9 protein-coding genes are annotated in these 14,320 nt (G+C 65.4%); 6 read left to right on the forward strand and 3 right to left on the reverse strand.

All coding sequences use genetic code 11. The features are described from left to right. Positions 1-417: 417 nt before the first annotated feature. From HN018_RS00940 to HN018_RS00950, 3 genes are all read right to left on the reverse strand, one after another. The gene (locus tag HN018_RS00940) at positions 418-1,128 is read right to left on the reverse strand and encodes a GntR family transcriptional regulator (RefSeq protein WP_171832771.1); all 711 of its coding nucleotides are present in this window, start codon (positions 1,126-1,128) and stop codon (positions 418-420) included. Continuing rightward, entirely contained in the window at positions 1,128-2,144 is a 1,017-nt protein-coding gene (locus HN018_RS00945; RefSeq protein WP_171832772.1) for a 4-hydroxyproline epimerase, read from the reverse strand. Before HN018_RS00945 ends, HN018_RS00940 begins: the two co-directional genes overlap by 1 nt. 88 nt (positions 2,145-2,232) lie before the next feature. Then, entirely contained in the window at positions 2,233-3,132 is a 900-nt protein-coding gene (locus HN018_RS00950) for a dihydrodipicolinate synthase family protein (protein WP_171832773.1), read from the reverse strand. A gap of 78 nt (positions 3,133-3,210) precedes the next feature. Between HN018_RS00950 and HN018_RS00955 the strand changes: the two genes are divergently transcribed. The 6 genes from HN018_RS00955 (at position 3,211) to HN018_RS00980 (ending at position 14,311) form a co-directional block, all read left to right on the forward strand. Continuing rightward, positions 3,211-4,497 (forward strand): NAD(P)/FAD-dependent oxidoreductase, encoded by a 1,287-nt coding sequence (locus tag HN018_RS00955; RefSeq protein ID WP_204259624.1) that lies wholly within the window; start codon positions 3,211-3,213, stop codon positions 4,495-4,497. A gap of 13 nt (positions 4,498-4,510) precedes the next feature. Beyond that, positions 4,511-6,136, forward strand: a complete 1,626-nt coding sequence (locus HN018_RS00960; protein WP_239478909.1) for an APC family permease — start codon at positions 4,511-4,513, stop codon at positions 6,134-6,136. Continuing rightward, entirely contained in the window at positions 6,133-7,323 is a 1,191-nt protein-coding gene (locus HN018_RS00965; protein WP_204259625.1) for a M24 family metallopeptidase, read from the forward strand. The genes HN018_RS00960 and HN018_RS00965 overlap by 4 nt, the downstream gene beginning before the upstream one ends. Then, positions 7,320-9,668, forward strand: a complete 2,349-nt coding sequence (locus tag HN018_RS00970; protein ID WP_239478910.1) for a glycoside hydrolase family 127 protein — start codon at positions 7,320-7,322, stop codon at positions 9,666-9,668. The genes HN018_RS00965 and HN018_RS00970 overlap by 4 nt, the downstream gene beginning before the upstream one ends. A 234-nt stretch (positions 9,669-9,902) precedes the next feature. Beyond that, positions 9,903-12,731 (forward strand): TonB-dependent receptor domain-containing protein, encoded by a 2,829-nt coding sequence (locus tag HN018_RS00975; RefSeq protein ID WP_172443418.1) that lies wholly within the window; start codon positions 9,903-9,905, stop codon positions 12,729-12,731. After that, positions 12,731-14,311 carry a DUF5597 domain-containing protein gene (locus HN018_RS00980; protein ID WP_171832776.1) on the forward strand — a complete coding sequence of 527 codons (1,581 nt, stop codon included), beginning with the start codon at positions 12,731-12,733 and terminating at the stop codon, positions 14,309-14,311. The genes HN018_RS00975 and HN018_RS00980 overlap by 1 nt, the downstream gene beginning before the upstream one ends. Positions 14,312-14,320 lie beyond the last annotated feature (9 nt).

The following is a 14,320-nucleotide window of genomic DNA, read 5'->3' on the forward strand; positions in this document are numbered from 1 at the left end:
ATATCATTTCGGCAACAGGCAGGGCCTGGCCGACGAAGTAGTCAAAAACTACATCGTCGCTGCAAGGATATGCCATCTTTACATTTGGGAGCATCCCCGGGGCGGCTCGTACTAGCCTGGCGTCTTTCACGGACGCCGTTCACGACGGCATTCGTTCGGCAATCGACTGTGCCTGGCGACGAGGCGAGGTGCGCGACGATGCCCTGCCTGAGGATCTTGCATTCTTTATCATCAATGCCGTGAGCAGCTCTTCGGTGTTCACCCACGGGGCCGGTCAATTTCGCCGCTTGCGGCTTTTCTTAAAGACTTTCTCACGCGTAACACTGGCGGCCTATTCGCCGTCCGGCCCGAAGCAGGCAAGTGGCAACCGCGTGCCTCGAGGGCGATCCAACCAGAGCGAGCCTTAGTCTGCCTTGTTCATCGAAGCTGAAGGCGCAGATCAACAAGGGTCTCGCGAATGTGCCCTTTGACAAGTTGATCCAGCCGGCGCAGGTCGCGCCTGATCCAGCAATCGAGAATTTCGCTGTGCTCCGCATTGGCCCGGCTGTTGCGTCCGTCCGGACGCAGATGCAGCCGGACGTAACGGTCGACGATCATGTTCAGGCGCTCGATCAAAGCGTAGGTAATCCGGCCGGCACCCGGCTGGATCAGCGCCATGTGGAAGATGCGGTTCTCGATGCCCTGGTCAGGGCTTCCTGCGTCCACCTTGGCGTTCAGCATTTTCAACGCTGCCTTGGCGGCATCGTGATCCGATACCAGCGCGCACTGGCTGCCGCGTACCATCGCATCCGGCTCCAGCTTGAGACGCAGGGCGAAAACTTCCTCCGCTTCCTCGGCCGACAGCGAGGACACCACGTAGCCGCGATTGGCGTAGGAGGTGACCAGCCCGAACTGTTCCAGGCGGGTCAGGGCCTCGCGCAGCGGGATCTTGCTGATGCCGAGTTCGCCGGCGATGGCATCCTGGCGAATCGGCTCGCCCCCGGCCATGTCGCCCGACAGGATGCGGTCACGCACGACGTCGTACACGCGATCGGCGAGGGTTCGAACCTCGATCGGCTTGAACGAAGCCGGTACGGTTCTGGTGGGGATGATGATCGTCGCTCCGGGCGCGTTCGCGGTGGAGGCCATTATACGACCTGGAAGCCGCGCCAGAACAGGTCGTCGCGATCGATCCAGATGGTGTTGAAGCCGGTCGCCACCGCGGAGCCTTCGATCAGCGGCACGATCGCCTTCTGGCCGCCGATCTCGGTTTCCTCGGCGACAGTGCCGATGAAGCGGCTGTGGATGTAGCTCTCGTGGTGGAACGGCTTGCCGACCGGTAACCGGCCCTGGCTCCAGAGATGTGCCAGCCTGGCCGACGTGCCGGTGCCGCACGGGCTCCGGTCGATGGCCTTGTCCCCGTAGAACACCGCGTTGCGCCCGTGTGCGATATCATCACCGTCGATCCAGGGGTCGGCCCACAGCACGTGGCTGACGCCCGAGATGGTGGGATCGAGCGGATGCACCGGCGTCAGCTTCTCGCGCACCAGGGCACGGACCAGCGGGCTCAGCGACAGCAGCCGTTCGGCCCCCATGGCATCGAGCCCCGTATACGCACCCGGGTAGGCTCCCTGGGGCTCGACGATGGCGTAGAAATTCCCGCCATAGGCGACATCAACCGTCAACGGCCCCAACCCGGGCACGTCGATCGAAATGCCGGTTGCGGCGACATAGGACGGCACGTTGCGGATCGTCACCGAAACCACCCGCCCGGCTTCCTCGCGGTAGCTGACCGAGATCAGCCCCGCCGGTACTTCCAGCAGCAGGCGGCCCGGCTCGCGTGGCTGCACCAGGCCATGTTCCAGGGCGAAGGTGACCATTCCGATGGTGCCGTGACCGCACATCGGCAGGCAGCCGCTGGTCTCGATGAACAGGATGCCGGCGTCGGTGTCCTCGCGGGTCGGCGGATACAGGAAGCCGCCGGACATCATGTCGTGGCCACGCGGCTCGAAGCACAGTCCGGTGCGGATCCAGTCGAACCGCGCCATGAAGTCCTGGCGTCGCTCGCTCATCGAGGCGCCGCGCAGCAGCGGCGCACCGCCCGCCACCAGCCGGACCGGGTTACCGGCGGTATGGCCGTCGATGCAGAAGAAGGTATGCCGCATGCTGTCCTCGATAAGCGCCCGGGGTGGGATGGCACCCGACAGGCGAGCCTATCCTGCCCCGGATCCTTGTCTTATGGCACCGGGGCGATCAGGAGGCCGACAGGTCCGGCCGGGTTGCCGCCGCCGCCTCGACCATGGCGATGACCTCCGCCCGGCGTTCGCCCTCGAGCGGCAGGCGTGGCGCGCGGACGCGCTCGCTGCCACGGCCCATGACCTGCTCGGCAAGCTTGATCGACTGCACCAGGTCATGTTCCGCATCGAGATGCAGCAGCGGCATGAACCAGCGATAGATCCGCAGGGCGGCGGCGAGGTCGCCGCGCTGCACGGCCTCGACCAGTGCCACGGACTCGCGCGGGAAGGCGCTGGTCAGGCCCGAGACCCAGCCGACGGCACCGAGCATGAGCCCTTCCAGGGCGACGTCGTCGAGGCCGGCCATCAGCACGAAGCGATCGCCGAACGCATTGCGCAGATCGGTGAAGCGTCGCGTGTCGGACGCACTCTCCTTGATCGCGACGATGGTCTCGACGTCGGCGAGGCGGGCCAGCACGTCGTTGGTGATGTTCACCCGATAGGCGGTCGGGTTGTTGTAGAGCATGATCGGCAGCTCGGACGCCGCCGCCACCGTGCGGAAATGCGCCTCGAGCTCGTTCGGCTTGGGCACATAGACCATCGCCGGCAGCACCATGAGCGCGTTCGCGCCAATTCGGGCGGCTTCGCGGGCAAAATTGGCAGCGCGCGGGGTGGTCATTTCCGACACGCCGACAATGATCGGCACCCGTCCGGCGACGATCTCCACAGCCGCCCCGAGCACGCGTAGTTTCTCGTCCGGCTCCAGCGAGTTGTTCTCGCCACAGGTGCCCATGACCACCAGGCCATGCACCCCGTCACGCACCAGGGCGTCGAGCACGCCCTGCGTCGCTTCGAGATCGACCGAGAGGTCGGGTTTGAACTGAGTCGTTGCGGCGGGGAAAACACCAGACCACTGCATTTGATATTAAGCCTTGCTTGCAATAGGACGTCGTTCGTCTACCGTATACGAAATGCTCCAGCAAGGAACAACCGCGCAGTGCAGGAATTCGGCAGCGGAGTGAGCGCGATCGTCGTCGGCGGCGGTATCGTCGGGCGGACAGCGGCGCTGCGGCTGCAACAGGCCGGGATGAGCGTCGTCCTAGTCGATCCCGACATGGTGCCGCAACCGGCGTCCTTCGGAAATGCCGGACATGTCGCGACCGAGCAGGTGCGGCCGATCGCCAACCTGGCCTTCCTGCGAAGCGTACCCCGGCGCCTGTTCCTGGCCGGTGGGCCGCTCGATATCGGCTGGCGACATCCCCGGATCTGGCTGCCATGGGCGATCCGTGCGGTAGCCGCCTGCTTCCGGGCGGACGCCGGCGAGCGTGCGCTCACGAGACTGCTCGCCGCGGCATTGCCGGCCTGGGAAAGGCTCGTGACGGACCTCGGGCGGCCGGAGCTGCTGATTGGGGGCGGCCATCTGATCCTGTGGCATGACCGGGTGAGGGGTGAGGCAGGTGCGCGTGCGTGGCGCCAGGCCCGGACCGGAACCGCCCGCGTGCTGCCCATGCCGGACGATGCCCTGGACCGAGTTGCCTCTCATATGTCGGGACGTCCGGCGGTCGGGCTGCGCGTCGAGGGCACGGCCCAGGTCAGCGACGTCGGCGAAACGATGCGGGCCCTGGCAGCAGCGTTCGAAGCCGCGGGTGGCCGCCGGGTACAAAGCCGTGCGATCCGGCTGGTCCGCAGGGACCTGCAGCACGGCGTGGTGTTGAGCGACGGCAGCACCGTCTGGGCCGACCGGATGCTGGTGGCCGCCGGAGTGGGGAGCGGACCGCTGTTGCGCCCGCTTGGGGTGACGATGCCGCTGATCGCCGAGCGCGGTTATCACGTCGAATGGGAGCATGGGGGCGGCTACCACCTGCCGCCGCTGGTGTTCGAGGGCAGGTCGGTGATCGTCACCCGGTTCGGCGACCGGCTGCGGGCGTCCTCTTTCGTCGAATTCACCGCCGAGGGTGCGCCACCCGATCCGCGGAAGTGGCAACGGCTCGAGGCGCATGTGCGGGCACTCGGATTGCCGGTCGCGTCGGGGTTCAGCCGCTGGATGGGTGCTCGCCCGACACTGCCGGACTACCTTCCGGCGATCGGCAGGCTCGATGCGCCGGGACTGGTGGTCGCATGCGGGCACCAGCATCTCGGCCTGACGCTGGCGCCGATCACCGCGGAACTGGTTGTCGCCCTGATGACCGGGCAGGAGCCGTCGGAGACGCTGGCTCCCTTCAGCCCCACCCGGTTCGGCTTCAAGTCCTTCGGGCGCACCGTGTCGTCGCGTTCTCCTTCATGATCAGACGGGATCCTTGCTCCATGCCGATCGTCGCGCCCTTGCTCTGGACCAGCCTGCGACCGGTCACGGCGGCCTGACCACCATGGATAAGGCTCCTCCCGCCCGTTTCCGCCGGTCCCTGTCGCGGCTGGACCTGACCATGATCGGCTTCGGTTCGATCTTCGGGTCGGGCTGGCTGTTCGCGGCCGCGCATGTCTCGGCGATCGCCGGACCCGCCAGCCTGATTTCCTGGGTGATCGCCGGGCTGGCGGTGCTGCTGCTGGGCTTCGTCTATTGCGAGCTGGGTGCGGCACTTCCGCTCGCCGGCGGCGTGGTTAGATATCCGGAATGGTCGCACGGCAAGCTGACCGGGTTCCTGATGGGGCTGGTGACGACCATCGCGTTCTCCAGCCTGATCTCGATCGAGATCGTCGCGGCGCGGCAATATGCAGGAGCCTGGATACCGGGGCTGACGCGCGATACCGGCGGCGACCCGACGCTTGCCGGATGGCTGCTGCAGCTCGTCGTGCTGGGTGCATTGTTCCTGGTCAACCGCGCCGGGATCGGCACCTTCGCGCTGGTGAACAATATCGTCACCCTGTTCAAGTTCTGCGTGCCGGCACTGGTGGCGGTCATGCTGCTCGCGCATCTGCACCCCGCCAATTTTTCCGCGCACGGGTTTGCGCCGGGCGGCAGCATCGGCGTCGAGGCCGCCATCTCCACCGGCGGAATCATCTTCGCCTATCTGGGACTGACACCGATCGTGTCCGTGGCGAGCGAAGCGCGCGATCCGCAGCGCACCATTCCGTTCGCCCTGATCGCCTCGGTGCTGTTGTCGATGCTGGTCTATGTGCTGTTGCAGGCGGCCTTCGTCGGCAGCGTGCCCGCCAGCCTGATCGCCGGTGGCTGGGCCGGGCTGGACGCCAAGCTGTCGCTGCCGTTCCACGATATCGCCGTGGCACTCGGCCTGGTCTGGCTCGGTACCCTCGTGGTGTCGGATGCGATCCTGTCGCCGAGCGGCACCGCCAATGTGTATATGAGCGCCACGCCGCGGATCCTCTACGCCTGGTCGAAAAGCGGCACGTTCTTCGGCCGGTTCGCCAGGGTGGAAGCGTCGAGCGGCGTACCGGGGCCGGCGCTATGGCTGACCTTCGCACTGGCAGCGTTCTGGACGCTGCCGTTCCCGTCATGGCAGGCACTGATCGGCGTGGTCTCGTCGGCGTTGATGATGAGCTACGCACTGGCGCCGATCTCGGCTGCAGCACTGCGACGTACAGCACCCGACCTGCACCGGCCGTTCCGGGTGCGTGGGTTCTCGGTGCTGGCTCCGGCATCGTTCGTGATCGCGTCGCTGATCGTGTTCTGGACCGGCTGGACCGTGCTGTCGTGGCTGCTGGCGATCCAGCTGCTTGCCTGCATCGGCTTTGCCGGCTGGCGACGCTCCCGCAACCAGCCGACCGGACTGGGCAATGCAGCCTGGCTGCTGGTGTGGCTGGCGGGGCTGATGCTGCTCTCCAGCCTCGGCAGCTTCGGAGGCAGCCTGCTCATCCCGCATCCGGCCGACGATGTCGTGGTCGCGGTATTTTCGCTGCTGATCTACGTGTGGGGCGCACGCAGCGGCATCGCCAGCCCCGCACTTCCGGTCGATGGCGACGCATGATGCGTGATGCGTGGTCCCCGCCGTTCCGTGACGCGCTGGAGCGGATCGTTCCGTGGCCGGACCCGGCGCCGCCGATTGGGCCGGGCGAGTATGCGGCGCGTCTGGATCGCGCCCGGGCATTGCTCGAGGCGACCGGACACGATGCGCTGCTGGTCGGCGCCGGAGCGTCGTTGCGTTACTTCACAGGCGTGGACTGGATGCCGTCGGAGCGGCTGGTGGCGATGCTGCTGCCGCGCGACGGCGCTGCGTTCCTGATCTGCCCGGCGTTCGAGCTCGGCTCGCTGACCCGCTCGATGACGGTGCCGATGGACGTGCGGTGCTGGGAAGAGGACGAGGACCCGGTGTTTCTGGCCGCTTCCGCAATCCGGCATCGCGGGCGGCTGGCGGTCGACCCGGAACTGCCGTTCCGGATTACCGAGGCGGCGCGGCGACTTTGCCTCAACCTGTCGGACGGCGATGCGGTGATCGGTGGCTGCCGCCGGATCAAGTCGGTGAACGAACTTGCCCTGATGCAGCAGGCGATGTCGATGACGCTGGAGGTGCAGCGGATCACGGCCGGGATCCTGCGCCCCGGCATGACAGCCAGCCAGGTGCGGCAGTTCATCGATGCCGCTCACCGGGCGCTCGGCGCGCCCGCTGGATCGAGCTTCTGCGCGGTCCAGTTCGGGCAGGCGACCGCGTACCCGCATGGCGTGCCGGGCGAGCAGGTGCTGGGGGAGCGGGATCTCGTGCTGGTCGATACCGGCTGCATCCTGCATGGCTACCACTCGGACATCACCCGCACCTACGCGTTCGGCGTTGCGGACCCGGACCAGGCGCGCATCTGGGCGATCGAGCGGGAGGCGCAGGCCGCCGCGTTCGACGCGGTCCGGCCCGGTGTGACGTGCGCGTCGGTGGACCAGGCCGGGCGCGACGTGCTCGAACGATACGGGCTGGGACCGGATTATCGTCTCCCGGGGCTGCCGCACCGGACCGGTCATGGCATCGGCCTGTCGATCCACGAGCCCGCCTATCTGGTTCGTGGCGACACGACGATCCTCATGCCAGGCATGTGTTTCTCGATCGAGCCGATGATCGTGGTGCCGGACCGGTTCGGCATCCGTCTCGAGGACCATGTCGTGGTGACCGAGACCGGCGCACGGTGGTTTACCCTGCCGGCGCGATCGATCGAAAGTCCGTTCGCATGAAGCATCTGAACATGTCGCGCCGTGCGGTGTTGCTGGGTGCGTCGGGAACGATGCTGGCGAGCGCGACCGTTAGCCGGGCGGCTGCCGCTATACGGCTGGCTGCAGTTCCGGTGCCGATGCAGTCGGTGCGCCTGTCGCCGTCAGCCTACCGGGAGGCGATGGAGGCCAATACCGCCTACCTGATGCGACTGGAACCGGACCGGCTGCTGCACAACTACCGTGAGCAGGCAGGCCTGACGCCGAAGGGCCTCGTCTACGGTGGCTGGGAATCCGATACCATCGCCGGACATACGCTCGGCCATTATCTGAGCGCGCTGTCGCTGCTGCATGCCCAGACCGGCGATCCGGAGGCGCGTCGTCGCGTCGACGGCATCGTCGCGGAGCTGGTGGTCTGCCAGAGCCAGGGCACTGACGGTTTCGTCTGCGGTTTCACCCGCAAGCGCGATGGCCGGATCGAACCGGGACGCGCGGCGTTCGACGAGATTGCCGCAGGACACATCCACTCCACCGGCTTCGACCTGAACGGCGCCTGGTCGCCTCTATACAACTGGCACAAGCTGTTTGCCGGCCTGCTCGACGCGCAGCTCTATTGCGGCAATATGGACGCGCTCGGTGTGTGCACCGGCCTTGCGCGATATCTGGGCAGCGTCTTCGACCATCTTGACCAGACGCAGATGCAGCAGGTTCTCGCCTGCGAATATGGCGGGCTGAACGAGAGCCTGGCCGAGTTGTCGGTCCGCACCGGACAGCGCCGCTGGCTCCTGCTCGCGCAGCGGATCTACGACGGCCGCACGCTCGATCCTCTGGCGCGCGGCGAGGATAATCTCGCCAACCTGCATGCGAATACGCAGATCCCGAAGGCGATCGGGCTCGCACGGCTGCATGAGATCACCGGACGAGCGGATTACGCGGTGGCGAGCCGGACCTTCTGGACCGCGGTGACGGACCACCATAGCTACGTGATCGGCGGCAATGGCGACCGGGAGTATTTCACCGCGGCCGATAGCGCCGCCGGCCACGTGACCGAGCAGACGTGCGAGACCTGCGCCAGCTACAACATGCTGAAGCTGACGCGGCAGATCTATGCCCGTGCCCCGCATGCGACGATGTTCGACTTCTACGAACGCACCCACCTCAATCACATCCTGGCGCAACAGAATCCACGCACCGGCATGTTCGCCTACATGACGCCGCTGGCATCCGGCACCGCGCGGGCCTACTCGACCCCGTTCGATGATTTCTGGTGCTGCGTCGGCACAGGGATGGAAAGCCATGCCAAGCACGGCGATTCGATCTACTGGCATTCCGGTCGTGATACCATCCTGGTCAACCTGTTCATCCCATCGAAACTGGACTGGAACGGGATCGGCCTGGCATTGGAAACCGATTATCCGAAATCCGGCGCGATCGTGTTGCGTGTGGTCGATACGCCTGACCGGCCCTGGACGCTGCGTGTGCGTATACCGGGCTGGTCGACCCGGAACAGCGCGCAGCTGAACGGGGCGGACATCGCCGTTGCCCCGGATGCAGATGGGTATCTGTCGCTGCGCCGGCGCTGGATCGAGGGCGACCGGCTGACAGTGTCGCTCGACATGAGCCTGCGTCTGGAACGGCCAGCCGGTCCTACGCAACTTGTATCGGTGCTGCGCGGGCCTGCGGTCCTGGCAGCCGACCTTGGCCCTGCATCCGCTCCGTTTACCGGGGTCGCACCGGCATTGGTCGGTGATGCCGTGCTGGAACGGTTGCGGCCCGAGGGAGACGGCTATCGAACCACCGGAACCGGACGTCCGAGCGATTTTATCCTGACCGCTTTCGCCCAGCAGCATGAGCGACGCAGTGCGGTCTACCTGCCGATGTTCACCGAGGTTGAATGGGTGACCGAGCAGGCCATGTTCCGTGCCGAGGAAGTGCAGGCGCGTGCGCTCGCGTTGCGCTCGACCGATATCCTGCATCCGGGCGAGATGCAGTCCGAGCATGATCATGGGCTCGAGTCGAGCATCTCCTATCCCGTCGTCTATCGCGGCCGCAACGGGCGGGACGCGCGCGCCGGTGGCTTCTTTTCGTTCCGGCTGCAGACCCGGCCAGGTCCGTTGGAGCTGCGCGCGACCTATTGGGGCGAGGAACGCGACCACCAGTTCCGCATCCTGGTGGACGGCATACCGGTCGCGGTGGAACGGCTCGGCGCCAGCCATCCCGGCCGCTTCTTCGACCGCACCTACCCGATACCCGTGGAGCTGAGCACCGGCCGAAGCAGCCTCCTGATCCGGTTCGAGCCTCTGCAGGATAAGTCCGCCGGACCGGTTTTCGCGGTCTCTTGTCTTACCGCAAAAGACAAGCACCCATAATCTGCAACGATTGAATGCACGTGGCAGGGTATACTGCCTCCATCGCGTGCAGTGCCTCGAAAACGCTGATCCATATCGATGCGTGAATGACGCAATGGACGGCTTAAGGAAACGAACCGGTCATTTCACCCTTTACGTATTCCGTATACGATAGCCTAATGGTGTCGACGCTGTCCGAGGCAGACATCTGATCGGGTGTGTGCCGAGCCGACAGAACGACACTCAAAGGCAGTCATGATGATCGGTCGCAGCACCAGGCTATTCCTTGTCTATTCCGCGTGCCTTGGTGCGTTTTCAGTGGCGGCCATGCCTCTTCATGCGCAGACGAGTCCCGCTCCGGGCGCCGCCGTATCGGCAACGAGCGCAGCCGTTGCGGCCGGCGCGGGAACCAGCGAGCAGATCCTGGTAACCGGATCGAGTCTTCGCACGACCAACTCGACCAGCCCCAATCCCGTCACCATCGTGACGGCGAAGGACATCCAGAAGACCACGGCCGTCACCATCTCCGACTATCTGTCGCGCCTGCCATCGATCGGATCCAGTAGCGTTGGCAACACGACCACGAATGGCGGCGACGGATTGTCGTGCGCCGACATCCGTAACCTGGGCTCGGCCCGCACGCTGATCCTGATCGACGGCAAGCGCGAAGTGCAGACCGGCGGGTTCGGATTCTCCTGCGTCGACATCAACTCGATCCCGGTCTCGATGGTCGACAGCATCGAGATCCTGAAGGATGGCGGTTCGGCGCTCTACGGTGCCGACGCGGTCGCCGGCGTCATCAACATCAAGCTCAAGCACAATTATGCCGGCACCAACTTCTATGTGAAGGGTGGCCTGACGGACGCGGGCGATGCAAGAAGCGCCCTGATCAGCGGCGTCCACGGCTTCGACTTCGACCATGGCCGTGGCAACGTCACGCTTGGCGGTCAGTACATGACGCAGGGGCCGGTCTATCAGGCCGACCGGTCCTGGGCGGGCCCGGTACAGGTCAGCAACCCGGCCAGCGGTACGCCGCTCTATGGCTCCGGCGTTCCCGAAGCGTCGCGCTTCTTTGTTGGTGACCAGGATCTGATCGCCAGGAACGGTAGCGTCTCGAACTTTACGGACGCCGACCGCTACGACTACTCGAAGGACCAGCAGCTCACCAACTATGTGCAGACCGGGTCGTTCAACGGCAACGCACACTACACCATCAACGATCATTTCAATCTGTATACGCGCGCCCTCTACACCCACAAATCAACCGCCGAGCAACTGGCGCCAAGTCCGGCGACCGGCAGCTCGTATCCTTCGACGCTGCCGACCTCTTTTGTTTTCCCGGCCGGAAATCCCTACAATCCGTTCGGACAGGATGCCGACATCTATCGGCGTTTCGTCGAGTTCGGTAATCGCGGCTACTCGCAGGGCACCGACACGTACCAGATCAACGGCGGCCTGAACGGCACGATCGTCGGGAACTGGTCGTACGACGTGTCGGGCGCATACGGAAAATCCACCTCGACGATCAACACCTCCGGCAGCACCAACTACCGCAAGCTGGAGCAGGAGCTCGGGGCGCGACAGGTCGATCCGTCCGATCCGAACAGCGCGGTCGTGTATGACCCCTCCTACTGCACGAACAGCCCGGGCTGCGTACTGGTCAATCCGCTCGGCAAATGGCCGACGAATGCCGTGGATTATGCACGCTTCACCCAGCACGACCGGTCCGCGTATCAGCTTCGCGACTTCAACCTGCGGATCAAGAACGACGATCTGGCCCGGCTGCCCTGGCGTGGCGGTGGCGACGTGGGCATCAGCTTCGGCGCCGAGCATCGCGGCGAGTCCGGCTCCTACCAGGTCGATCCGATCGTGGGCTCCGGCGACAGTGGCGGTGGCGTCGCCTCCGACCCGACCACCGGCGCCTTCAACGCGACCGAGGCGTTCATCGAGGGCAATTTTCCGCTGCTGCACGACATGCCATTCGCCCGTGACCTGTCGGTCGATCTGCAGGGCCGGTTTTCCCACTACAACACGTTCGGCAACACGAAGAACTGGAAGGCCAGCATCAACTGGGCTCCGGTTCGCGACATCCGTTTCCGTGGTACCATGAGCACGGGATTCCGGCAGCCGAACGTGAACGAGCTGTTCGGTGCGCAGAACGTTTCATACAACTCCGCCAACGACCCGTGTATCCAGTCCGGCACCTATGGCGCGAAATCGGCTGCCGTGATCGGCAAATGCGTCAGCCAGGGCATCAATCCGGCGACGTTCCAGGCCGCTAATTCCGGCCAGGTGCCGACGACGGCCGGCGGCAATCCGAGCTTGCAGCCGGAGACATCGCGTACCTATACGTTCGGCACGGTGCTGACACCGCGCTGGGCGCCGCATCTGACCGCATCGATCGACTACTGGCACACGTCCATCGAGAACCTGATCAGCAGCGTCTCGAGCCAATACATCCTGGACCAGTGCTATACCGGTTCAAACCCAACCTATTGCAGCGCGATCTCGCGCAACGGCCTCGACCAGATCTCGTCCGTGAAGTCTCTGGAAGCTAATCTCGGCGGTCTCAGGACCAACGGCATCGACTTCAACCTAGACTACATGGTGCGTCTCGGCCGTCATGACACGCTGACATTGTCCAACCAGTATCAGCAGCTGATCGGCTACGTGATGCAGAACGTAGCTGGCGGAGCCTGGAACAATTATGCAGGGCGCCTGGTCTATACCAATGGCGGAAATTATCCGTACGCGATCCCGCGGGTGCGCGACTATGTGAGCGGCACCTGGACCCACGGCCACTTCAGTGCCACCTACATGATGCGCTATATCGGCGGTATGGTCCTGAACAACGGCTCGTCGGACCTGGTCAAGGGCCAGAACGGCAGATACCAGGTTGCCGGGATTTACTACCATGACGTGGCGCTCGGCTACACGATCGGCCGTTGGAACTTGCAGGCCAACGTCAACAACCTGTTCGACAAGAACGCGCCCTTCGTGCCCGACGCAGGCTTCAATACGGGAGCCGGGATCTACGACGTGGTCGGCCGGACGATCTTCATGTCGGCGGGGGTCACCTTCTGATGCCACGCCGGCTCGGTGTCGCGGCGGCGCTGGCTTTGGCCTTGGCGAGCAGCACGGCGATGGCTGCCGACCCGATGCCGCGGATCGTTCACCAGGGCGGCCACTTCGAGCTTCAGGTCGACGGCCAGCCCTACTTCGTCCTCGCCGGCCAGATGCATAATTCCAGTGCCTGGCCGGGCCGCATGCCGGCGGTGTGGGACGCGCTGTCGGCGATCGGCGCCAACACGCTCGAGGCGCCGGTCTATTGGGAAACGATGGAGCCGACGCCGGGCAAGTTCGACTTCTCCGAGGTCGACATGCTGCTGGACCAGGCGCGCGCGCATCATGTGCGCCTGGTGCTGCTGTGGTTCGGCACCTGGAAGAATGGCGGCATGCATTATGCGCCCGAGTGGATACGGCGCGATACCGTGCGCTATCCGCGGCTGCTGACCGCGGAGGGCCAGCAGGTCGATGGATTGTCACCGTTCGGTATTGAAACCCTGGCCCGGGACAAGCAGGCTTTTGCCGCGCTGATGGCGCACCTGAAGCAGGCGGATGCGCTGCATCACACGGTGATCATGATGCAGGTCGAGAATGAATCCGGCTTGTTCGGCACGGTGCGCGATCACGGCGCAGCGGCGGATGCGGCCTTCGCGGCGGCCGTTCCGGAGGCCGTTCTGCACGCGACCGGGCGGCAGGGCGGCAACTGGCGCGCAGCATTCGGCTCGGATGCCGAGGAGGCATTCAGCGCCTACGCAGTCTCGCATTACGTCGACGCGATCGCCGAAGCCGGCAAGGCGGTCTATCCGCTGCCGCTCTACACCAATGCCTGGATGCGCTATCGCGGCCTGACCCAGCCCGGCACCGAGTATCCGAGCGGCGGTCCGAGCTGGACAATGCTGCCGATCTGGAAGCAGCAGACACCGGCGCTCGATGCGATCGGCTCCGACGTCTATACCGACACCTTTGCCGAGTTCCGCAAGGGCGTTCTCCCGTATGGCCGCGCCGACAATCCGCCCTGGGTCTCGGAAAGCGGCTTCACCGCACCGACGTCGCGCTGGGTATTCGACGTTCTGGCACGCGGCGGTATCGGCTGTTCCCAGTTCGGTATCGACGGGGATGCGGACGAACCCGGCCGTGCGGCGGCCGTGCAGGCGCATGGCGACAATAACCGCCTGCTGGCACCGGTTGCCTCTACCCTGGCTGCCGCCGCCTACGAGGGGCGCATCGCCGCCTTCGTGCAGGAGCCGGGCGCGATGTCGCCGCAGCAGACGCTCGGCAATTGGGCCGTAACGGTATCCTTCGGTGCGGTCTGGGGTCATCCCAGCCCGACGACGGCACCGCAATCCGGCACGCCGCTTGGGCGGGCGCTGGTGGTCCGGCTCGATCCGGCGCATTTCCTGGTGCTCGGGATGGGTGCGCGGGTGGAGTTCGCCTCGACGCTTCACGATGGCGGCGTGCATGAGATGCTGCGTGCCGAGGAGGGCCGGATGACACCGTCCGGCTGGACCACGACGCGGATCCTGAACGGCGACGAAACCGATTATGGCCTCGATCTCCCGGTGCATGGCGACATGCTGCGCGTCGAGGTGACCCCATGACCTGCCGGA

This window comes from Lichenicola cladoniae (assembly GCF_013201075.1).
Classification (GTDB): Bacteria; Pseudomonadota; Alphaproteobacteria; order Acetobacterales; family Acetobacteraceae; genus Lichenicola; species Lichenicola cladoniae.

Coding starts and splice junctions, on each gene's coding strand:
- HN018_RS00950 (WP_171832773.1), bottom strand. CDS start 3,132: ATGCAGTGGTCTGGTGTTTTCCCCGCCGCAACGACTCAGTTCAAACCC.
- HN018_RS00940 (WP_171832771.1), bottom strand. CDS start 1,128: ATGGCCTCCACCGCGAACGCGCCCGGAGCGACGATCATCATCCCCACC.
- HN018_RS00970 (WP_239478910.1), top strand. CDS start 7,320: ATGAAGCATCTGAACATGTCGCGCCGTGCGGTGTTGCTGGGTGCGTCG.
- HN018_RS00980 (WP_171832776.1), top strand. CDS start 12,731: ATGCCACGCCGGCTCGGTGTCGCGGCGGCGCTGGCTTTGGCCTTGGCG.
- HN018_RS00965 (WP_204259625.1), top strand. CDS start 6,133: ATGATGCGTGATGCGTGGTCCCCGCCGTTCCGTGACGCGCTGGAGCGG.
- HN018_RS00945 (WP_171832772.1), bottom strand. CDS start 2,144: ATGCGGCATACCTTCTTCTGCATCGACGGCCATACCGCCGGTAACCCG.
- HN018_RS00975 (WP_172443418.1), top strand. CDS start 9,903: ATGATGATCGGTCGCAGCACCAGGCTATTCCTTGTCTATTCCGCGTGC.